The 20,964-nt window shown below is 34.4% G+C and carries 22 protein-coding genes and 1 pseudogene; 6 read left to right on the top strand and 17 right to left on the bottom strand.

The features are described 5' to 3' along the window. The first annotated feature begins 78 nt into the window (after positions 1-78). Positions 79-660: a DUF6434 domain-containing protein gene (locus ACVWY7_RS25650; RefSeq protein ID WP_001247874.1), complete on the top strand. Its 582-nt coding sequence runs from the start codon at positions 79-81 to the stop codon at positions 658-660. A gap of 7 nt (positions 661-667) precedes the next feature. On the opposite strand, the gene ACVWY7_RS25645 is transcribed toward ACVWY7_RS25650, so the two are convergent. The 9 genes and pseudogenes from ACVWY7_RS25645 to ACVWY7_RS25605 form a co-directional block, all read right to left on the bottom strand. Further along, positions 668-1,759, bottom strand: coding sequence for an acetyl-CoA C-acyltransferase (locus tag ACVWY7_RS25645; protein WP_456524055.1), 1,092 nt, complete (start codon positions 1,757-1,759; stop codon positions 668-670). Next, a complete protein-coding gene (locus ACVWY7_RS25640; protein WP_456524054.1) occupies positions 1,752-3,215 on the bottom strand; it encodes an acyl-CoA synthetase in 1,464 nt (487 codons plus the stop codon). Before ACVWY7_RS25640 ends, ACVWY7_RS25645 begins: the two co-directional genes overlap by 8 nt. Positions 3,216-3,280: 65 nt before the next feature. After that, positions 3,281-3,856, bottom strand: a complete 576-nt coding sequence (locus ACVWY7_RS25635) for a biotin transporter BioY (RefSeq protein WP_001093326.1) — start codon at positions 3,854-3,856, stop codon at positions 3,281-3,283. Positions 3,857-3,979: 123 nt separating this feature from the next. Continuing rightward, a complete protein-coding gene (locus ACVWY7_RS25630; protein WP_000980179.1) occupies positions 3,980-5,593 on the bottom strand; it encodes a long-chain fatty acid--CoA ligase in 1,614 nt (537 codons plus the stop codon). A 136-nt stretch (positions 5,594-5,729) separates the two neighbouring features. After that, entirely contained in the window at positions 5,730-6,380 is a 651-nt protein-coding gene (locus ACVWY7_RS25625; protein ID WP_456524053.1) for an ABC-2 transporter permease, read from the bottom strand. Beyond that, the gene (locus tag ACVWY7_RS25620; protein WP_000067327.1) at positions 6,381-7,232 is read right to left on the bottom strand and encodes an ABC transporter ATP-binding protein; all 852 of its coding nucleotides are present in this window, start codon (positions 7,230-7,232) and stop codon (positions 6,381-6,383) included. 46 nt (positions 7,233-7,278) lie between these two features. Beyond that, positions 7,279-8,067: a helix-turn-helix domain-containing protein gene (locus ACVWY7_RS25615; RefSeq protein ID WP_000505621.1), complete on the bottom strand. Its 789-nt coding sequence runs from the start codon at positions 8,065-8,067 to the stop codon at positions 7,279-7,281. Between the two features lie 263 nt (positions 8,068-8,330). Continuing rightward, positions 8,331-8,516 (bottom strand): annotated as a pseudogene (locus tag ACVWY7_RS25610) (GNAT family N-acetyltransferase); the annotation flags it as partial. A gap of 3 nt (positions 8,517-8,519) precedes the next feature. Next, positions 8,520-8,723, bottom strand: coding sequence for a hypothetical protein (locus ACVWY7_RS25605; RefSeq protein WP_099683436.1), 204 nt, complete (start codon positions 8,721-8,723; stop codon positions 8,520-8,522). 152 nt (positions 8,724-8,875) lie between these two features. Here ACVWY7_RS25605 and ACVWY7_RS25600 point away from each other — a divergent pair, with 152 nt between their 5' ends. Further along, a complete protein-coding gene (locus tag ACVWY7_RS25600) occupies positions 8,876-9,688 on the top strand; it encodes a GNAT family N-acetyltransferase (protein WP_456524052.1) in 813 nt (270 codons plus the stop codon). A 170-nt stretch (positions 9,689-9,858) separates the two neighbouring features. After that, a complete protein-coding gene (locus tag ACVWY7_RS25595; protein ID WP_000160409.1) occupies positions 9,859-10,071 on the top strand; it encodes a CsbD family protein in 213 nt (70 codons plus the stop codon). 204 nt (positions 10,072-10,275) lie between these two features. On the opposite strand, the gene ACVWY7_RS25590 is transcribed toward ACVWY7_RS25595, so the two are convergent. Beyond that, positions 10,276-11,754 (bottom strand): DUF4822 domain-containing protein, encoded by a 1,479-nt coding sequence (locus ACVWY7_RS25590; protein ID WP_456524051.1) that lies wholly within the window; start codon positions 11,752-11,754, stop codon positions 10,276-10,278. A 395-nt stretch (positions 11,755-12,149) separates the two neighbouring features. Between ACVWY7_RS25590 and ACVWY7_RS25585 the strand changes: the two genes are divergently transcribed. Then, positions 12,150-12,578: a cytidine deaminase gene (locus ACVWY7_RS25585; protein ID WP_017560432.1), complete on the top strand. Its 429-nt coding sequence runs from the start codon at positions 12,150-12,152 to the stop codon at positions 12,576-12,578. 113 nt (positions 12,579-12,691) lie between these two features. Here ACVWY7_RS25585 and ACVWY7_RS25580 read toward each other — a convergent pair whose 3' ends face one another. The 3 genes from ACVWY7_RS25580 to ACVWY7_RS25570 are packed head-to-tail and all read right to left on the bottom strand — an operon-like array spanning position 12,692 to position 14,250. Further along, entirely contained in the window at positions 12,692-12,943 is a 252-nt protein-coding gene (locus tag ACVWY7_RS25580; RefSeq protein WP_001983516.1) for a DUF2164 domain-containing protein, read from the bottom strand. Between the two features lie 17 nt (positions 12,944-12,960). Continuing rightward, positions 12,961-13,413, bottom strand: a complete 453-nt coding sequence (locus ACVWY7_RS25575; RefSeq protein WP_456524050.1) for a peptidoglycan recognition protein family protein — start codon at positions 13,411-13,413, stop codon at positions 12,961-12,963. A gap of 15 nt (positions 13,414-13,428) precedes the next feature. Next, entirely contained in the window at positions 13,429-14,250 is an 822-nt protein-coding gene (locus ACVWY7_RS25570; RefSeq protein ID WP_456524049.1) for a protein phosphatase 2C domain-containing protein, read from the bottom strand. Between the two features lie 126 nt (positions 14,251-14,376). Here ACVWY7_RS25570 and ACVWY7_RS25565 point away from each other — a divergent pair, with 126 nt between their 5' ends. Next, the gene (locus ACVWY7_RS25565; protein WP_000251336.1) at positions 14,377-15,186 is read left to right on the top strand and encodes a YitT family protein; all 810 of its coding nucleotides are present in this window, start codon (positions 14,377-14,379) and stop codon (positions 15,184-15,186) included. Between the two features lie 20 nt (positions 15,187-15,206). On the opposite strand, the gene ACVWY7_RS25560 is transcribed toward ACVWY7_RS25565, so the two are convergent. After that, entirely contained in the window at positions 15,207-15,578 is a 372-nt protein-coding gene (locus ACVWY7_RS25560) for a VOC family protein (RefSeq protein ID WP_001246935.1), read from the bottom strand. 236 nt (positions 15,579-15,814) lie between these two features. Here ACVWY7_RS25560 and ACVWY7_RS25555 point away from each other — a divergent pair, with 236 nt between their 5' ends. After that, the gene (locus ACVWY7_RS25555; RefSeq protein ID WP_456524048.1) at positions 15,815-17,347 is read left to right on the top strand and encodes a BA3702 family sensor histidine kinase; all 1,533 of its coding nucleotides are present in this window, start codon (positions 15,815-15,817) and stop codon (positions 17,345-17,347) included. A 53-nt stretch (positions 17,348-17,400) separates the two neighbouring features. Here the strand turns inward: ACVWY7_RS25555 and ACVWY7_RS25550 are convergent, their stop codons facing one another. The 3 genes from ACVWY7_RS25550 to putP all read right to left on the bottom strand — a co-directional run bounded on the left by ACVWY7_RS25550 (position 17,401) and on the right by putP (position 20,794). Continuing rightward, positions 17,401-18,012: an alpha/beta hydrolase gene (locus ACVWY7_RS25550; RefSeq protein ID WP_456524047.1), complete on the bottom strand. Its 612-nt coding sequence runs from the start codon at positions 18,010-18,012 to the stop codon at positions 17,401-17,403. Between the two features lie 24 nt (positions 18,013-18,036). Beyond that, positions 18,037-18,975 (bottom strand): ring-cleaving dioxygenase, encoded by a 939-nt coding sequence (locus ACVWY7_RS25545; protein ID WP_456524046.1) that lies wholly within the window; start codon positions 18,973-18,975, stop codon positions 18,037-18,039. A 340-nt stretch (positions 18,976-19,315) separates the two neighbouring features. Next, complete coding sequence (putP, locus tag ACVWY7_RS25540) at positions 19,316-20,794, bottom strand: sodium/proline symporter PutP (RefSeq protein ID WP_000687603.1); 1,479 nt, start codon at positions 20,792-20,794, stop codon at positions 19,316-19,318. Between the last annotated feature and the right edge of the window lie 170 nt (positions 20,795-20,964).

The following is a 20,964-nucleotide window of genomic DNA, read 5'->3' as shown; positions in this document are numbered from 1 at the left end:
TACAAATAGATCCTTCCACAAAAAGAACATATGTTTTATAATTAAAGAAAATTATGGAAGAAAGAAGTTGTTACATTCATGCGTCCATCTTTAACAAAGTCTATATCACTTGAAGATTTCCAAAACTATTATTGGTTAAAAGCAGAACTTCAAACATTTTGTCGTGAGAATGGTTTACCAGCTAGTGGCTCTAAGATTGAAATAACCGAGCGTATCTCACATTATTTACATACTGGTAAAATATTAAAAAACAGCTCTGGTCCAAAAGCGAGTAAAACTTCTCTCTCTTATAAAGACCTTTCTCTTCAAACTGTTATTACTGAAAATCACCGCTGTAGCGAAGAGGTTCGGGCCTTTTTCAAAGAAAAAATTGGAGCAAACTTCCGCTTTACAGTAGCTCTTCAAAAATTTTTCAAAGAGAATATTGGAAAAACATATGAAGACGCGGTAGCTTTTTGGCATGAAGAAAACGCACGAAAAAAAGACCCTACATACAAAACAACGATTAGTGCACAATTTGAATACAATCGCTTTACTCGTGACTTTTTCGAAGATCCAAATAATAAAGGAAAATCAAAAGCTGATGCTATCGCTGCTTGGAATGAAATAAAAGCAAAACCTGGTAGCAATGCTTATGTTCCTCAAAAAGTAGAAAACTAGTTCCTTTCTAGTCTTCTACTTTCTCAAATAATAGTGCAAGACCTATCCCGCCCCCTATTCCTAACGTTGCGATTCCATATTTCATACGCTCTCGTTTCGCCTGATAAAACAAGCGCGTTACAAGCATAGCCCCAGATGCACCGTACGGATGACCAAGCGCAATTGCCCCACCATTTACATTTAATTTTCCGAAAGGAATTTGTAACTCCTTTGCACAAGCTACAACTTTTGAGGCGAATGCTTCATTTATTTCAAAATAATCGATGTCCTCTACTTTCATATTCCTTTCGTTTAATAATTTGTTCACCGCAAATATCGGACCAGTCCCCGGAAGATTTGGATCTACTCCAACTACAACACTACGAACGAAACGAAGGACAGGCTTGTATCCTAATTTTCGAGCTTGCCCCTCTTCCATTACAAGAACAGCACATGCCCCATCATTGACACCACACGAATTACCTGCCGTTACTGTACCATTGTGTAAAAATGCAGGTTTTGTTCTTTTAATAATTCGTTCATAATTCATTTCTGGCTTAATGGATTCATCTAGCAATCCATTAAAAGACAATATTTCCTCATGTACATATCCTTTTGCTAATGCTTGCAGTGTTCGTTTATAACTGAGGCATGCATACTCGTCTTGCATTTCTCTCGTGATGTTATAACTTTCTGCAACATACTCAGCCGCTACTCCCATATTAGGATCGCCAATTGTTTCTGGTGAAAATCGCGCCCTATTTTGAAAAGGTGACGTACTTGTACTCTCTACTCCTCCGGCGATATAGCACTTACCGGCCCCGCCTTGAATGAAATGACATGCGGTGCGAATCGCTTCCAATCCGGCACCACATTGCCGGTCAATCGTTACACCCGGAATATGATGACCAAGCCCCGCTTCTAAAGCAGATAATCTCGCAACATTCCCTCCTGGCCCAACAACATTCCCTAATATGACATCGTCTATTGTTCTCTCCATTCCTTTACTAAAAAATGTAAGAAGCGGCGCTGCTAATTGCTGAACTTCATAGTCTTTTAACATCCCATTCTTCTTACCAATAGGTGTCCTTTTCGCTTCTACAATAACTGCTCTATTCATATATTTTCTCCTGATTTTCAATGATACTTTTTGCCTCCATACGAGCGATTTTCCCGCTATTTGTATACGGTATTTCATCTACAAAATACCATTCTTTTGGTATTTTAAAAGAGGATAATCTTTGTAAGCAAAAACTCTTTAATTGTTGCCTCGTAGCACTTCCTTTTACAATCGCGACAGGTTTTTCACCCCAGTAACCATCTTCCACACCAATTACAACTATTTCATCAACAGCTGGATGTTCATGTAATACGCTTTCTATTTCTTCTGGGAAAATATTAATTCCTCCAAATAAAATCATATTCTTCTCTCTACCGATAATATAAATAAATCCTTCTTCATCTTCATAACCTACATCTCGCACTGTCATCCAGCCATCTGCATTCAACTCCCGTGCTAAAACACCATCTATTATGTATCCCATAAAAAACTGATCACTTTTCACATAAACAGTTCCTATCTCACCTTTCTGTACTTCTTTTCCTGCCTCATTACATACTCGAACTTGCACATTGTGACAAGGTTTCCCTACTGAATTTGGCCTTCTTTCGCTCTCTTCATCAACTAATGCTGTTACAAAACTCAGTTCCGATGCACCATAAAATTCATATCTTTTCGCATAAGGAAATATATTCTTTATTTTTTCTCTCGCTCCAGCTTCCCATTTCGCCCCTGACGAAATAATTTTCATTTTATTTTCTATCACTCTATTTTCTTTATATAGAGATTCAAGCATTGTCGGAACTGTATACATAACTGATATATTTTCAGTTTCTAACTTATCTAATACTTGATTTGGAATGAACTTTCTCATAATGTGAACCGTTTGCCCTACATATAATGCGCTTATTGCCCCGTATAAGAAAAGAGAATGAACAAGCGTCCCAGCTATTAAAATCGAATCCTCTCTTTTCATATGAAAGTCATGTACATTACAATCAAAACTATGAAGCCACGATTGTTGCGCACGTAAAAACGCTTTTGCTTTCCCAGTCGATCCTGATGTGAATCCCATATAAAAAGGAGCATTTTGTACATTCTCTATAGGGAAATATGTAGGAAGATATTTCTCAATCATCCTTTTCCACTCATCAATTTCAATTACTCTTCCTTCTTCATCCGGTAAATCATTTAACTTATATCTCTCTGTCACAATCATATCCGGATTACTAATTGCAATTCTTTCTTTGAGCTCATCTTGTTTCCACTTTATATCTAGTGACACACAAACCCATCCGGTCATAGCAGCACCAGCGAATAGTTGTAAAAACTCTATACGATTTTCTAATACAATCGCTATCGTTTTATTCTTCGATTCTTTTTCATTCAACCAGTTTGCTACTTTATACACTGACTCAAACCACTCTTTATATGTTAAAACTCGATCATTTTCCTTTATTGCTATTTTATTCGGTTGTAAAGAGGCATGTTTTTTATATTCTTTTGTTATTCCCATATGAGATGTCCTTTCTTTACAAAATACTAAAAAGAAACACGCAATAAACGTGTTTCTTCTCTTTCTTATCCCGCATTTGTATATTTCCCATTCTTTAGAGCAGGCGTAATAATATGTTTCAATGAACGATGTAATTTCGTTACAAGAATCGCTGCAATAATAGCTTTTATGCAATCCCCTGGTAAAAACACAGCACTCACTTTCATCGTCTCCCACACGGAAACACCCATTAAGAAAGCTTGTACAGTAATACCAAATGCATAAACTACGAAAATACCACCAATTATATTAATGCATAATACTTTTATAATAGAAACTTCACGTAAACGCTCAATTAAGTAACCAATGACAAATGCTCCAACGATATAACCAAGTAAATATCCTGCACTTGGCCCAACAAATACGCCAAAGCCACCACGTCCACCAGCAAGTAATGGCGCTCCAACTCCTACAATAAGTAAGAAAATAAGCTGGCTTAATGCACCAAGACGTGATCCTAACAATCCACCAGCAAGCATAACACCAAGTGATTGTAATGTAATTGGAACTGGTGTAATAGAAAGAGCAATTGGAGGTATTAACCCTAACACTCCCATAATAGAACTAAATAAAGCGACGAAAACTAAGTTTTTTGTATTCATATTTGCTTCTCCTATTTGTAAACTCGAAATGATTTTTAGATAACATATTATAGGAGTTATATTATCTTTCTATCTAGCGTTTGTCAACTTATTTTTAATTCAGGTTTACAAATATAAATTCCATTATTTCTCTTTTTGCAAATGCTCGAGTTCTTTCCGAAGCGCCTGTTTTAAAAACTTCCCAACAGATGTTTTCGGTATTTCTTCCATAAATACAATATCGTCTGGTAACCACCACTTTGCAAACTGTGGTTTTAAAAACTCATATATTTCTTCTTTTGTTACTGTACTATTTTTCTTTTGAACGACACACGCAACTGGTCGCTCTTGCCACTGCGGATGAGGAACGGCAACGACAGCTGCTTCAAATATAGCATCATGTGCCATTAACGCATTTTCAAGGTCAACAGAGGAAATCCACTCGCCTCCGCTTTTAATCACATCTTTCGTGCGGTCAACAATTTTTACGCAACCTTCCTCATCGACTGTGACAACATCTCCTGTATATAACCACCCATCGCGAAAGCCTTCAACAGTACGATCATCGTTATAATAGCTTTCAGCGATCCATGGCGCTCGTAAACATAGTTCTCCCATCTCCGTACTATCCCACTTCACTTCACCATTTGTACCGACTACTTTCATCTCTACACCAGGAACAAGATACCCTTGTTTTGATCGAATTTCTAATTGCTCTTCATACGATAATTCTGTTTCATAACTTTTTAAACGTGCAAGTGTTACGAGTGGGCTTGTTTCGGTCATACCATATGCATGGATGAACGGAATATTATGTTTCTGTTCAAATGCTTTAATAACACTCTTCGGTGCAGCTGCACCACCGCATAGTATTCTCGTCATACTAGATAAATCGTAACTATTATTTTCTAACTCTTGTAATACACCAAGCCAAATTGTCGGCACACCAGCAGCTAACGTCACTTTTTCAGCTTGAATCATTTCTAATAAAATTTTCGGCGTAAACATCGGTCCTGGAAGCACTTGTTTTGATCCAAACCAAGTAGCTGCGAAAGGTAGTCCCCAAGCATTCACATGGAACATCGGTACAATCGCCATTGCCGCATCACTTTCCGATAAAGCAGCTGTATCTGCTAAACCGAGTGCCATACAATGCAGTACAGTACTACGATGCGTATATACAACACCTTTTGGATTTCCTGTAGTCGCTGACGTATAACACATACCAGCAGGTGTATTTTCATCAATATCTTTTACAAATTGGAAATTTGGATCGCCTTCTTCTAATAGCTTTTCATAATGATATACAGGTTCTAGCGTAGTATTTGGAAGTTCATCTTTATCAGTCATAATAATGTAGGCTTGTACAGTTGCTAATTGTGATTGAATATTTTCAATGAGTGGTACAAGATCTTCATCAATAAGTAGAATTCGATCTTCTGCATGCTGAATAATGTATGAAATATGTTGAGGAGATAAACGAATATTAATTGTGTGCAAAACGGAAGCAATACCAGGAATAGCAAAATACGCTTCCACATGTCGATGATGATTCCACGCTAACGTTCCTATACGCTCGCCTTCTTTAATTCCTAATTTTTTTAACGCACTGGAAAGCCTTCTCGTTCTTTCACCTAACTGCTTATACGTTAATGTCGTAACCGTGTCATGTGTCCGTGAAACAATTTCTTTTTTCGAAAACAGTTTTTCTGCTCTTTCCATCATAGAACTAATTGTTAGCGGTACATTCATCATCATATTGGTTATATCCCCCTTTAAAACGTTTTCATTTTTCGTTTATTATAACAGACTTCTACAAATAATTACGACATTTTTCTGTATTTTCTGAATTATTTCTTTGGAAATAATTCAGAAAATACTAAGAGAAGATCTACTAAAATTCCTTCTTACGATATATAAATAATGAAATAACAAAAGAAAAGATATATATGGTAACGCCAAATATCGTATATAGAATGGAAACATATAAAGATGAATTTAAATTTGATATTGGAAATTGTTCTATTAGATAGCCAATTACACTTTGTAATCCAAAATAAGTAACAAGTCCCCCGCATGCGCCTCCAATTGTAATAGCATCAGATTTTTCTGCTCCAAAAACATAGAGAAGTGGGTAGGCTATTGCTCCAGCATTAAGGATGATGAACGTCCCTAAAGAAACACTCTTAAATATCTCATCATCAATTGGCGTATCTGAAACTAAACCATGTATATAAAATATGCCGTACGATAGTAAAGTACCAATAATTACAACTAAAAAATAGAAAAAGTAGTGACTTTGCACAATATTACTTCTAGTAACCGGTAAAGTAAGTACATATTTTTCATAACCTGACTTACTCTCATATTTAATAACTTCAAGTGCAGGAATTGCAGCAAAAAATATAATAAACGTAGCAATTAAACGGTACATTGAAGCATTACCAAAATAAAAAACGCATCCAGCTCCCAATATCGCTATTCCCATGAACATAAAGAAAGTTCGATACACTAGATAATAGTTTGTCAATAATAAACCTCTCATTTATTTTTCACTCCTCGTTAATAAGACACTTATTTCTTCTATCGAGATGGTTCTATGAGCAATACCCCTTGGTAATTTATATATATCTGATACGAGTACATTGAAATATGAACCAAGTCTCCTTCTAGCCACAACTATATCTTTGTTAATTAAAGCTAATTGTTCTTCATCAACGTCTACAATGGAGTAACTTTTCAAAACTTTATCCTTTTCTTCGTTCAATAAAATTTCTCCATCTTTTATAATGATAAGATGGCTAGCTATTTTTTCTACATCACTCATAATATGAGAAGAAAGTAATATACCACCATTACTTTTACTCACAAAACTTTTTAATTCCTCTAACACCTCTTCCCTAGATGAAGGATCGAGACCACCCGTCGCTTCATCTAGAATTAATAATTTTGCACTATGTGATAACGCAACAGCTATAGTTAGTTTCATTGACATTCCACGCGAGAATTTACCTACTTTCTCATTAGTAGGTAAAGAAAAAGTATGAACTAATCGATAAAAATTATCTTGATCCCAAGATTCAAACATCTTTTCAAAAACTTTGTTTAGTTGCTTTATCGTAAGATGAGCCGGTAGATTCATAGCATCAAATACGACTCCTATCTTTTCCTTAATCTTGGCATCTTTATTTATATTTTCTTCACCAAATATTTTTACTGTACCACTATCTTTAGAAATTAATTCTAGTACTGTTTTAAAGGTTGTTGATTTCCCTGCTCCATTGTCACCAATGAATCCAACAATTGATCCAGACGGCACATTGAAGGAAATATCTCTTAAAACAACTTTGTTTCCAAATGATTTACTTAAATTTTCAATTTCTAGAAGATTTGACATCACTACACTCCTATCTTAACTTTTCATAAAAATATGTTTTCTCCTATTAAAAATGATCCACTTTTTCTCTCACTTTCTTTTTCAGTTTAAAAATAAGACGATTACTATATTCTTTATTTTCTACTAAAATTCGATACGCCTCTAATACTCCTAACACACGAACAAAAAGATAAACTCCGATAGCAATAAGTACAACACAATAAGGGTGATACTGTACTAATTCTCCTGAAGTGATATGCTTTTTCTCAAGCAAAAACGGGATTGTGCCTGCGGCTATAAAACAAAATCCAATTATCATTACTGCCGCATACTTTTTCTTAATAATTGCATATCTTTTTGTCAATTCTTTTAGAAAGTTTTGATCAAATAATAGTTCTTCCCTTTTCAATACATTGTATCGACTCTCTTCTATCGTTACAGGTACCATCATCGCTCCAATTCCAAGGACAGCAACAATAATGACAAGGAATGTCGACATTGTTGCATTTTCTTTAAATAATAAATACGGTATTGTAGATAAAATGAGTAAACTAAATCCTAGCGCTATATATTTAGAAATTTTTTGTCCATACGCTACATACCCTTCTGCCATTTCCTGACTTACATAATAACCATCCACATTTTCATTACTTTGCTCAGCTGTTTCTTTTAATAAATAATCAAGTGATACTTCAAATACATTTCCAATCATTATTAACTTTTCAGTTTCAGGAAAACCTTGACCGTTTTCCCATTTACTAACCGCTTGCCTTGTTGTGTTTAATTTCTCAGCTAATGCTTCTTGAGAAAGACCCTTTTCCTTTCTTAATTTAAAAAGCTTTTCACCAAATCCCATATGTGTGTCCCCCTTTGTTTTCTTAACTAAATTGTATGTAAACATTGCCCTTATCTCTATCTTCCTGCGGTTGCACTTTGTCAACTTACGGTTGCGATTGTGTTATATAGCGGTTTTCCATAAGATTTAGCTAGTTTTCTTCTATGATTAGGGCGTTTATAAAACACTCCACCTCAATAACCAATTATAACAATTAAAGGTAATTATTGTTATAAAAAAAACAAAAACTCCCTCATTCATTTAAAGGAGTTTTCGATATGAAATATTCCAAAAAGGGCTAATTTTTCTTTCTCATACTCATTCACAATTTCTTCTATACATTTTTGTACGTTGTGCAACGATTAATAAGCATCCCACACAGTATATGTTGTCATCTCTTTATATAAGGCATATTCATATATATGTAAAATATTACTCTTATTAACTTCCCTAATAAAACCACTTCTCAATAATCATAACGGCTTCTGCTTAAACTTTTCATAATTTCGTACCTTTAATGAAAGGATATTCCCACAATCTGTACAAATATAAGCATCCACTGGTGAAGATGTGAACATCGTCTCCTTTTTCCGTATTTGTGCATAGCCAATAAACTCACCTTCACCGATGTGATGTGAGCCACAATAAGAGCATGTCTGCACGTCTTTCTGTTTCATGAGAGCACCACCTTTAATCTGTTTCTACTCCCTTCGACAGTTCACTTCCATTTCCCTTCCAAAAAACTTCTAATTCTCTTACATTTCAACAGGAATCTTAGAACATAAAGCGTATATGTACTATGAAATATATTTAATGACGGGGGAATTTTATGAGTACTATTGTGACACTTAATACAGCAAATGAAATTGAAAACGCAGAAATACATATGCTTTCTTCTAGATTAGCGCTACTACAAGCAATAAGTGGAAATCCAATGCAAGTACAAATGAAAAAGTTTGGTAGTGCCACTGCTTTTTCATCAAAAGTAATTGCTGGTCCGGCTTTTAATACGGTAAAAGGTATTACATTTACAAATACAAATGAATTAGATGAAATTATCTCTTATTATCAAGCATTACAAATCCCTTGCCGTTTTGAAATTACACCCGCTCAAGGGACAGCTGAATTATTTCAATACTTATCTGAAAAAGGATTTTACCAATCTAGCTTCCATACCGCTTTATATAGTAAACCAAAAGAAGATCCATCTCTTCTTCCTTTTAACATTTCAGTACGCAAACTAAAAGAAAATGAGTTTGATATTTTTGCTGACATATATGTACGTGGTTTTAACATGCCATCCTTTACAAAAGATGGCGTGCGCCAAAATAACGAAATTCTTTACAATAAACCAGGATGGCATTTTTTCATAGCTGAAATTCAAAACACTCCTGCTAGTATAGGAGTTCTCTATATAAATAAAGGCGTCGCTTCATTAGCTGCTTCTGCTACTTTGCCAGAATTTCAGCGTAAAGGCTGTCATACTGCATTAATTCAAAAACGAATTGAGACAGCTATTGAATCCAATTGTCATTTAATAGTTGGACAAGCAAGGTTCGGTAGCGGCAGTCAAAATAATATGGAACGTGCCCATATGAAAATCGCTTATACGAAATCAATATGGACTGCAAAAGACATGTAATTAACATTTTTCTCTTCTCATTACAATTTTATCTATTTTATGACAATCTCTTTTTCAAGCTATTAATCATTTGAATATTCAAACTAAATTTGTTACGCTATTACTAGATACATCATTCAACTTGCAATATGAAAAGGGAATTCTAATCAAACTACAAGGAGGAGAAATGTATGACTAAACATGATCATGGTTTAAAAGAAAAAGTAGAAGGTGCAATTGATAAAGTAAAAGGTGAAGTAAAAGAAGTTGTCGGGAAAGTAACTGACAATAAAAAATTACAAGCTGAAGGAAAATGGGATAAAGTAAAAGGCACTGCTAAAGATACTGTCGGTAATGTAAAAGAAAAAGTTCATGAATATAAAGAACATAAAGAGAATAAATAAAAGAACGAAAATGTATGGTTGTGCAAGTAGTAAGTGACTAGGTCTGAAAAAAGAGAATTTGCCCCATAAAATCATTTTAAAACGACAAATAGATGCCTCAAGGCATCTATTTGTCTATAAACAACTATTTTAATTATATAATCACTCTGATCTTTCCTTACTAACCTTTTCTAACATAATGCCTTTGCTACATACAGTAAAGGCTTACTTTGTGAAATTTGGTTTTAGGTCACCTGTATACGGTTCATGCTCAACAAAGATTTTTATATCTTTTCCATTCGCATCTTTCCCCATTCTTGTATACGTAAATTTCTCTTTATTTAATTCTGTAAGTTCAAGAACTGCACCGTATTTATTATTTCCTAACGAAACGTGGGCTCTTATTTTATTATCATGTACAACATCAAAGAAACCATAGTCTCCACGACTTTCTCCTGTATTCACATTAAAAAACTCATATTTATTTGTATTTTTATCATATTTTGCTAGACTGATTAAGTTTGAATTGTATTTTGTTACATTATTACCTTGTTCATCTAATACCACCGTTCCATTCCATAGTGTACTAGATAATATTTTATCTCCATCAACATCCGTAACTATTTTACCCGTCGAGCTCTCTAAATTTTTATCAGGTCGCGTGAAAGATAGCTCTTTTTCATGATAAGGAACATGTTCAACAAATACTTCTACATCGTTCCCTTTTGCATCTTTCCCCATTCTTTTATATGTAAATTTCTCCTTATCTAATTGCGTTAATTCAACAACTGCTTGATAATTTTGCGTCTCAGAAATTAGTACTCTTTTCTTTCCATCATTAGTTATAAAAAAGGTACCGCTATCATTACGACTCTCTCCTGTACTTGCATTAAAAAATTCATACCTTGCCGTTTTAGCATCATACTTTGCAAGCCCGATGAAATTCTGATTTTCTTTCGTTACATCATTATGATCTTTGTCATAGACTTTTGTCCCTTGCCAATTTGTTTCACCAAGTATGCTAGCTAATAGTTGCCCTTTCGTTTCTTGAGTTTGCTCAGTTTCCTGTATTGCATTGTATAAAAATTGTGCATACTGTTCACGCGTCACATCCATATTTGGAGCAAAATTCCCTCCGCCTACTCCTTTTGCAATATTATTTGTTTGAACAGCACTAATTGCATTGCTTGCCCATGCATTCGTTGAAACGTCATTAAAAGTATGATTACTCTTTGCCTTTAAATGAAAAGCATTTGTAAGAACTTGTGCCATTTCTGCACGTGTTAAGGATGCCTTCGGTCTAAAGTTCCCGTGCTCGTCACCCTTAAAAACGCCCATTTCTGTTAAAGACAAGATTTCCTTTATATAGCTTGTCGACTCTTCACTTACGTCCCCATATGGATTCTCATAATTTTTCTCTTCTGCCAAATTAAAATAACGATACAGTAAAGCTGCAACTTGTTCGCGTGTCACATTATCTCCAAAACCAAATCTCCCATCATCATATCCGAAAATGATTTTCTCATCTGTTAATTGCTGAATCGCCTCATATGCCCAGTGCCCCTTTGGAACATCTTTAAATACACTAGTATGATTCGTTTGTGGTGTAATCTCCTCTGCTTTCACTTCTCCATTTTTTTCAGTTACTAGAACTCCACCTAGAACTACTGATATGATACATGTTTTTAAAATTGTTTTATTCATAGCTTTCCAATCCCTTCCTTCATTTAACAAAGAATTACACCACTTTTCTTCCAAAAGAAGACTCTATGTGAGCAATTCATGTTTTAAATTTTCATTACAGCTAATTGGATACAAAGTGTTACACCTCCAAAGTTCTTTTTCGTAGTATCCATAGCTGCTATATATAGGAATTATAAATAACAACTATAAATTGCCCATAAACAAATTATTAAAAAAAGATAAAATTAAGATAATATATTTTTAATCTCAATTTTTTTATAAAAAAACGTTCCTTTTGGCAAAAAGATGGCTTGAAATTAAATGTTCATTCCATTTTTTTGTTTATGTTATTATGATAAAAGAAAGAATATTTAGAAATAACAAACCTGAATTTGGGCAGAAATGAGGAAAAGAAATTGAATATTGAGCAACAATTATATGATGTAGTGAAACAGTTAATTGAACAAAGATATCCAAACGATTGGGGTGGAGCCGCAGCGATTCGTGTAGAAGATGGAACAATTTATACAAGTGTTGCTCCGGACGTAATAAATGCTTCAACAGAACTTTGTATGGAAACAGGTGCAATTTTAGAAGCTCATAAATTTCAAAAGAAAGTTACACATTCTATTTGTCTTGCAAGAGAAAATGAGCATTCTGAATTAAAAGTACTCTCACCTTGTGGTGTATGCCAAGAACGTTTATTTTACTGGGGACCAGAAGTACAGTGTGCGATTACAAATGCTAAACAAGATATTATTTTTAAACCTTTAAAAGAGTTGCAACCATATCATTGGACAGAAGCATATCATGATGAAATGGCAAAAGAATGGAGTACGAGATAAGGGGAATAAGTTTCATTATTTTCCTGCTGACAATGAAAAAATTTCACGGCCTTTTCCAAATAAAACATCGGAAAAAGCCGTGAAATAACACTTATTTTATAATTGACGGAAGTTTACTTCCCCTCACTCTTCTCTAACACATATAAATCTTCTTCAATATTAGATAGTTTCTCTGTTACAAGCTTTCTAGCATCTCCAATTGCTTGATTGTATGCAAATGGTCCTACTAATTTGATCATTTCTTCTATTAAACGCTCTGCTTGAAAACGTCCAATTTCATCTAAATCTTCTTCAACGAAAAATTGCTGAATTTGTGCTACAAGCTCTTCTTTTTTATCATTTGGTATTTTTATATTCATCATCATTTATTACTCCTCTATATTTAAGATAGTAAGTTTCTTAACTCTACCATAGAAAAGCGATTGCCAGGACAACTTTTTGTAACACCTTCTAGCTCCCTATGACCAAGTATATTTTCTTTCTTTATAGCAAACTGATCCATAAACATTTTACATAAAGAATATAATGCATTCATTTGTGCGGTAGTTGGATCATATTTATCAAAATTACCCGTCATACATATTCCAATTGTATCTCTATTATTATCTTTCGCGTGTGCTCCAATATGTAAACCTCGTCCTTCAACTACAGTACCATCTTCTTCAATAAAATAGTTGTAACCAATCCCGCTCCACCCTCTTATTTTTTGATGAAATTCATGTGTTTGATACACATCCCATCCATCTTCGGATGTATGGTGGATAATCAGTTTATTTACTTTTTCTAAAGGAACTAATTCATCTTGAAATGTTAAATTAACACATTTAATTTCCATTTGAACACCCTCCCCTTAAAAATCAATGATTATAATTGTTTTATCATCTGGTCTTATTCTCTTTTTCCCTTCTAGCTCTTCAATAATAGCTACATATTCATTTATACCATTCTGTCTTATATATGCAACAGTTTGTTCGAGTGGCCAATCTGGGTGGAATAATCCGTCTGAACAAATAAAAATCCCGCTTACTTTATCTATATGTAATTCACCATATTGTAAATAATGTATCGCTTCTTTCATTCCATTTGCAACGGAATACCCGCCCTGCATATTTGCAAGATAACGATTGTATTTTAACTGTTCTTTCACATCTTGAAAAACATGTTCTTCTGGCACAGATAACCCTTTTTTACGATCTTCTTCTCTCTTCTTTTTTGCTCGTTTACTAATTCCTTCAACTGTGTCTTTCGTTAATACTTGCATCGTTCCATTTTGAAGTATTGCGACAATCATACAGTCCCCTAACTGTGCATATTCAATTTTCTCACCTTTTATTTGAACTGCGGCAATACATGTACACCACAAATGCTCTTTCTTTCTCGTATCTACTTCATATTCTAACATTTTGCTTTGCAATGCTTCATTTGCTTTTGCAACAGCAACTTGTAAACTATGATTTTCGCGGAATGAATTAAAATAACTTGCAAATAAATGTGAAGCGATGTATGCTCCATTATGTCCCTTTTCATCACGAAACGGAACAAGTGGTGTTGCACCGTCACATACACCATAAATCTTTTTTTCTTCATTACAAAAATAAGAATCCTCACATTCTTGCTTCAACGGGCTTTTCTGTTGATATGTTTTTATCTTCACAACTGTATCCCCTTTCAAATGATAAGATACTCAAATTCTTTTGATTAATCTAATTTTCCGAAATAAACTGTTTTTACCCAAAACTTTCAATATCATATATAATCTTGAAATAATATGAATTTTTTAGTGAAGGACGGGAAAGAGATGGTCAGATTTCTTGGTGTTATTATTGGTTCTATTATTATTGCGATTGCCTTTAATCTTTTCCTTATCCCCCACAAAATTTTAAGTAGTGGAATTGGCGGAATTGCTATTATTTTAGGGATTGTAACGCCTGTAAACACAGGTATTATTAACTTCGTATTAAACTTACCTATCCTTATTTTAGGATACATAGGTCTTGGAAAAAAAGTAATTTTTAACACGATTGTCTCTGTTATTGTATTATCTGTTGCATTATACTACGTTCCAGTGAAAGTCGTCGCAACAGATCCACTTTTATCATCTATCTTTGGTGGTGTCATTGCCGGAGCCGGTATCGGTCTTGTTTTTAACTGTAATGGATCAACTGGTGGTTTCGATATTATCGGTATGCTTTTATCCCGCAAGCGAGACATTAAACTTGGCGGATTCCTTATTATTTTAAATGCGGTCGTTGTAATCATTGCAGGATTCTTCTTCACTTGGGATGTTGCTCTTACAAGCTTACTTTCCATTTATGTAACTGGTAAAGTTATCGATGCTATTCATACGAAACATCGAAAAGTTACACTTATGATTGTAACAAATGAAGCAGAAAAAATGAAAAAACAACTTCTTTCAACTGTTGTACGTGGAATTACATTACTTGATGGCGAAGGTGCTTATTCTAGCGAAAAGAAACGTGTACTTATGACAGTCGTTTCTCGTGAAGAATTAGCAAGCATGAAATTAACAATTTCTGAAATTGACCCTCATGCATTCGTTAACATTACCGAAACGGTTGAAGTATTAGGATTGTTTAGAAAAGGTTAAAAAACTAGGTGGATTTCCACCTAGTTTTTATTTTCCATAAATTCAATTCGATTTCCGAACGGATCTGATACGTAAAATCTAATTACATCTGGACGTGCATGGTCATCTATTACTTCAATACCTTGCTTTATTAACTCTTGTTTAAATTCATCAATTTTTAAAACATAAAAAGCCGGATGCGCCTTTTTAGCTGGATTGAAGTTTTGCTCAACTCCAATATGAATCTCTTGATTTCCACACTTAAACCAACATCCACCACGCTTCTTTAATTCCTCTGGCTTCGGGATTTCCTCCATACCTATTGTTTCACCATAAAACGCTCGTGCTTCTTCTTCACACCCTACAGGTGCAGCTACTTGTACATGATCGATCCCTTGAATATAATTTCTCATTTTCTCTCCCCCTCTTCTACCCTAATGTTATACAAAAAACCCACTTTTGTAACTTACAAAGGGTTTATAAAACAATATAAACTTCCCTTATTACCACCTGGCACTCACTTTGCAAAAAATAAAGAAAACAAAATTTATTATATAACTTCCATTTTTTATAGAAATACACGTTACATCTATATTATAGTTATGAATAGACAAATCTTTTTAGATGCTATTTGTACGGAGGAACTATTATGAGTCGTAAAAAATATTCATCAACTCAAAAAAAACGTCATCCGAACATTTCTAGACGTTTGCGAAACCATATACAAGATCGTTCATTAACAGAAATGTACGCATCCCTGTTCGAACACAATCCTGATAGTATTATTTCATTAAATTTAGAAGGAGTTATTCTACATATAAATCCTTCTGCCGAAAGAATATTAGGTTACACTTCTTTAGAATTAGAACAGAAAAATATTACCTCTATTTTAGAAGCCCATATTTCTGAGCAAGTATTACAAAATATAAAGAATACTGAAGTGGATAATCAACAAGAGTATATTTTATCTATTTGTCATAAAAATGGATTCTTATTAGACGTCGTGACAAAACTAGTTCCTATTTTTGTCCAAAATCGTCTTACAGGTGTATATACCATTATGAAGCCGCTTGAAAAATCAGAAAGAATTGAGAATATGCTAAAAGAAAGTGAGAAGAGATTACGTACATTAGTGAACTCTATGCCTGCGTTTGTTATATTTAAAGATCATGAAGGGCGCTGGCTTGAGGCAAATGACTACGCACTTTCTTGTTTCAATTTCCATCATGTACCTTACCGTGGGAAAAAAGATAGTGAACTCATTCAATATAATGAAGCGTACCGAGAAGCTTTTTTACATTGCGAAGAAGTCGATGAACTAGCATGGCAACAAAGACAAATTCTTCATGGTGAAGAATTTATTATTCATAGAGATGATTTCGACCTAATCTTAAGTATGTCGAAAGTTCCTCTCTATCATCCTGATGGCTCCCGTAAAGGTCTTATCGTAATGGGAAGAGACGTTACTGAGTTAAAAGAAACAGAAAAATTATTACGAAAATCAGAAAAACTCGCAGTAGTCGGACAACTGACAGCTGGAATTGCCCATGAAATTCGAAATCCACTCACTTCTCTAAAAGGTTTTCTAACATTGCTACTCCCTGAAATAAATGAGGAGCATAAATGGTATATTGATGTTATGTTAAGTGAAATTTCACAGATGGAATCTATCACAAGTCAATTTATGGCGATGTCTAAACCACAAGTGTTAGCAATCCAAACTTGTAACATACAAACTTTAATTGAAGAGGTAGTTACATTTATTTTACCGACTGCTATTATGCACAGTGTTCATATCATTATGGATCATTTTGATTACGTCTATGATATTCAATGTGACGGTAACCAATTAAAACAAGTTTTTATAAATATATTAAAAAATGCGATAGAAGCGATGCCAAATGGCGGAAATATTTTCATCCAAACAAAACCATTAGAAGATACCTTTATTTTAATACGGATTATCGATGAAGGTTGCGGTATCCCAGAAGATCGTATCTCTCGTCTAGGCGAACCATTTTATAGTTTAAAAGAAAAGGGAACTGGACTAGGGCTAATGATGTGTTACAAAATAATTGAAGAACACCATGGTAAATTACACATTTCAAGCGAATTAAATAAAGGTACGATCGTTGACATTCAATTACCACTTTCTTCATCACATCTTACAATTCAGTCTTAAATAAAAAAGAAGCATCTGCTAATGATTGCAAATGCTTCTTTCTTTATTTACTTTTATAGTACTGTATTTTCATACCATTCTTTTGCTTTTTCTACTTCACCCATTGTTAATTGATGACCTCTATTTTCCCAATGCATTGTTACATTAGCGTTTGCATTTTCTAATAGTACCTTCAATTCCTCTGACTCTGCTAATGAACAAATCGGGTCATTTGTCCCAGCAGCAATAAACACGGATTTTTCTTCTAAATTAGGTAATTGCGTTCCTCTTCTAGGCACCATTGGGTGATGAAGCACAGCACCTTTTAATGCATTTTTATAATGGAATAATAAGCTTGCCGCAATGTTTGCCCCATTTGAATAACCGATTGCAACAATGTTATTTCTATCAAATTCATATGTTTTTGCAGATTCATCTAAAAACTCATTTAATTCCTTCGTACGGAAGATAAGATCCTCTTCATCAAAAATACCTTCTGCTAATCGGCGGAAGAAACGTGGCATCCCATTCTCTAATACATTCCCACGGACACTTAATACTGAAGCTTCCGGATCCATTATTTCTGCAAGTGGTAATAAATCTAATTCATTACCTCCTGTACCATGAAGTAATAATAACACTGGTTTTGACGTATCTTTTCCTTTTTGAAAAACATGTTTCATCATAATTCTGTTCCCCTTTCAATCACTTTAATCTAAATTTCTCACTTCAAATGGTAAAAGCGTTTGTTCAATTTGTTTTCTATGTTGTTCATATTGTTCTGGTAACTTTAATTCCTCACCCATCGTCTCTAACGATTCATCATGAGCGAAACCAGGAGGATCTGTTGCAATTTCAAATAAAATTTCACCGTGTTCTCTAAAATAAATCGCGTTAAAATAATTTCGGTCTTGTACAGGAGTTACGTGGTATCCAAAACGGGATACGTGCTCTTTCCAGTCTAACTGATCAGCATCATCACTCGCTCTCCAAGCAATATGATGGACTGTACCAACACCCATCTGGCCACGTCCAATTGTCGATAATTTCAAATCAATAATATTTCCAATATCAGCAGAAGAACGGAATCGAACAAATTCGCCCTCTTCCCCAATTTTCTCAAGACCCATAACGTGCTCTAACAATTCAGCAGTTTTTTGAGGGTGCGCTGATAAAAGAACAGCACCACCAAATCCTTTAATTGCTACTTCTGGCGTAACTTCCCCAAAGCTCCAATTATTTAATTCGCCTTCTTCTCTTTCTACTAATTCTATATGCAAACCATGTGGATCATCAAATTCTAAATACTGCTCTCCAAATCGAGTCATTTTTGTATACGAAACATCGAATTTTTCTAATCTATTTTCCCAAAATTTCATTGCCCCTTTTGGTACAACATAAGAAGTGATTCCTACTTGACCGTCACCAATAATTCCTTGACGAGCACCTGCCCATGGGAAAAACGTAATGATTGTTCCTGGCTTCCCTGCTTCATTACTGAAATAAAGATGGTACGTACCTGGATCATCAAAATTCACTGTTTGTTTCACTAAACGTAACCCTAATACACCAGCATAAAAATCTACATTTTCTTGTGGATGTCCTACGATTGCTGTAATGTGATGAATTCCCATTGTTTTCTTTTCCATTTTCTCCACTCCTTTTTTAATTCATTATGAAAAAATTTTTTACATTAAAATTCATTATTCATTTTGTCCATACTAGAAAGTAAAATCCTTAATTATAATTTATCTCGGGATTGAGATATTAACTGTAAAATTACACACAAATAACTAACCTAACAAAATTATCTCGAATTCGAGATAATTCACAAAAAATATTTGTTCAATCTGTAAACATAACAAATATTTATTTACCTCGAACTTATTATTTATTATAAGTTACTTACTTTTATTTGTCAATAAGTTACGGATTTCATTTAAAATGAAAAGAAGGTAAACGCTATTCAGCGTTTACCCTCTTCACTAATTATTTTGTTTCCTCTTCCAATACTGCTTCCATCTCATTAAATTCACGATGTATTGCTTTAACTGGTTCTTTCGTTACTAAACTTACGATAATAACAGCTAATAAGCTACAGAAGAATCCAGGTACCATCTCATACATAGTCGCTTTTAAACTTGGAATTTGTACCCAAGTGATAACAACTAATGCACCGACAATCATCCCAGCAAGAACGCCCCATTTGTTCGTTCTCTTCCAATATAAACTTAATAAAATTGCTGGTCCGAATGCTGATCCAAATCCTGCCCAAGCATATCCAACAAGCGTTAAAATTGTATCACTCGGATGATACGCTAAAACAACTGCAATCATCGCTACTACTAATACTGACAGCCTACCGATAAATACAAGTTCTTTATCACTTGCTTTACGACGGAAAAATGTTTTATAGAAATCTTCCGTTACAGCACTTGAAATAACAAGTAATTGCGAGGAAATACTACTCATAATCGAAGCCAAAATAGCTGATAATAAAAATCCAGTAATGTACGGATGGAATAAAATATTTGAGAATGTTACAAAGACCATTTCCGGATCTTGTAATGTCGCATTATTTTTAGCGTAATAAGCAATACCAACTAGACCAGTAAGCATTGCACCTATAATTGAAATCGTCATCCAACCGATACCAATTCTACGAGAAGTTTTTAAATCTTTAATAGAGGTAATTGCCATAAAGCGGACAATAATATGTGGTTGACCAAAATACCCAAGGCCCCATGCTAAAAATGAAATAATACCAAGTATTGTAGTCCCTTTAAACATATCTAAATGCGATGCATCAACTTGCTTAATTGTATTGAATGTTTCTGTTACACCACCGACATCTGTAAAAGCTACAATTGGAACTAATACAAGAGCAATAAACATAATACAACCTTGCACAAAGTCGGTCCAACTTACTGCTAAAAAACCACCGAATAGTGTATAAGCAACAACGACACCGACAGTTACAAATAAACCAATTTTATAATCAAGGTTAAAAGAATTTTCAAACAAACGTCCACCTGAAACTAAACCAGCTGACGCATAAAATGTGAAAAATACTAAAATGACGATAGCGGAGACAAAACGAAGTATTTTCGTACGATCTTTAAACCGATTCTCTAAAAAATCTGGAATCGTAATTGAATCATTTGCTACTTCCGTATATGTTCGTAAACGCGGTGCGAGAATTAAATAGTTTGCATAAGCGCCTATTAATAAACCTATCGCGATCCATACACTGGACAACCCTGTCGCATACATCGCACCCGGTAATCCCATAAGCATCCAACCACTCATGTCAGAAGCACCGGCTGATAAAGCTGTAACTGCTGGACCGAGTCCTCTTCCGCCTAACATATAATCTGATAAATCGGATGTCTTCTTATAAGACCAATACCCGATATACAACATACCTGCCATATAAATAGCAAGCGAAACCATAATCTCAATCTTCACCAAATCTCTCCCTTAGTTACATAAGCCATTCAAAATTTCGAAAAATGACTTTTTCTATTTTCTTGTTTTCGCTTATGGTTCCCTACCTTACCAAACATTTTTTGTTCTTTCAAGTGAACAAGCACTTTTTCCTATATGAGAAAACCTTTATAAACGCCTTTATCCCAGTG

The organism is Bacillus sp. TE9106W (genome assembly GCF_054062215.1).
Note: the sequence above shows the minus strand (reverse complement) of the source record. Positions and strands in the feature narration are given on the sequence as shown.

Excerpts from the sequence above, each read along its gene's own strand:
- ACVWY7_RS25575 (WP_456524050.1), bottom strand. The coding sequence starts at position 13,413 with ATGGAAATTAAATGTGTTAATTTAACATTTCAAGATGAATTAGTTCCT.
- ACVWY7_RS25580 (WP_001983516.1), bottom strand. The coding sequence starts at position 12,943 with ATGATGATGAATATAAAAATACCAAATGATAAAAAAGAAGAGCTTGTA.
- ACVWY7_RS25560 (WP_001246935.1), bottom strand. The coding sequence starts at position 15,578 with ATGAGAAATTATATTCAAGGGATCGATCATGTACAAGTAGCTGCACCT.
- ACVWY7_RS25550 (WP_456524047.1), bottom strand. The coding sequence starts at position 18,012 with ATGATGAAACATGTTTTTCAAAAAGGAAAAGATACGTCAAAACCAGTG.
- ACVWY7_RS25595 (WP_000160409.1), top strand. The coding sequence starts at position 9,859 with ATGACTAAACATGATCATGGTTTAAAAGAAAAAGTAGAAGGTGCAATT.
- ACVWY7_RS25635 (WP_001093326.1), bottom strand. The coding sequence starts at position 3,856 with ATGAATACAAAAAACTTAGTTTTCGTCGCTTTATTTAGTTCTATTATG.
- ACVWY7_RS25555 (WP_456524048.1), top strand. The coding sequence starts at position 15,815 with ATGAGTCGTAAAAAATATTCATCAACTCAAAAAAAACGTCATCCGAAC.
- ACVWY7_RS25640 (WP_456524054.1), bottom strand. The coding sequence starts at position 3,215 with ATGGGAATAACAAAAGAATATAAAAAACATGCCTCTTTACAACCGAAT.
- ACVWY7_RS25605 (WP_099683436.1), bottom strand. The coding sequence starts at position 8,723 with ATGAAACAGAAAGACGTGCAGACATGCTCTTATTGTGGCTCACATCAC.
- ACVWY7_RS25620 (WP_000067327.1), bottom strand. The coding sequence starts at position 7,232 with ATGTCAAATCTTCTAGAAATTGAAAATTTAAGTAAATCATTTGGAAAC.
- ACVWY7_RS25625 (WP_456524053.1), bottom strand. The coding sequence starts at position 6,380 with ATGAGAGGTTTATTATTGACAAACTATTATCTAGTGTATCGAACTTTC.
- ACVWY7_RS25565 (WP_000251336.1), top strand. The coding sequence starts at position 14,377 with ATGGTCAGATTTCTTGGTGTTATTATTGGTTCTATTATTATTGCGATT.
- ACVWY7_RS25645 (WP_456524055.1), bottom strand. The coding sequence starts at position 1,759 with ATGAATAGAGCAGTTATTGTAGAAGCGAAAAGGACACCTATTGGTAAG.
- ACVWY7_RS25630 (WP_000980179.1), bottom strand. The coding sequence starts at position 5,593 with ATGATGATGAATGTACCGCTAACAATTAGTTCTATGATGGAAAGAGCA.
- ACVWY7_RS25545 (WP_456524046.1), bottom strand. The coding sequence starts at position 18,975 with ATGGAAAAGAAAACAATGGGAATTCATCACATTACAGCAATCGTAGGA.
- ACVWY7_RS25590 (WP_456524051.1), bottom strand. The coding sequence starts at position 11,754 with ATGAATAAAACAATTTTAAAAACATGTATCATATCAGTAGTTCTAGGT.
- ACVWY7_RS25650 (WP_001247874.1), top strand. The coding sequence starts at position 79 with ATGCGTCCATCTTTAACAAAGTCTATATCACTTGAAGATTTCCAAAAC.
- ACVWY7_RS25600 (WP_456524052.1), top strand. The coding sequence starts at position 8,876 with ATGAGTACTATTGTGACACTTAATACAGCAAATGAAATTGAAAACGCA.
- ACVWY7_RS25615 (WP_000505621.1), bottom strand. The coding sequence starts at position 8,067 with ATGGGATTTGGTGAAAAGCTTTTTAAATTAAGAAAGGAAAAGGGTCTT.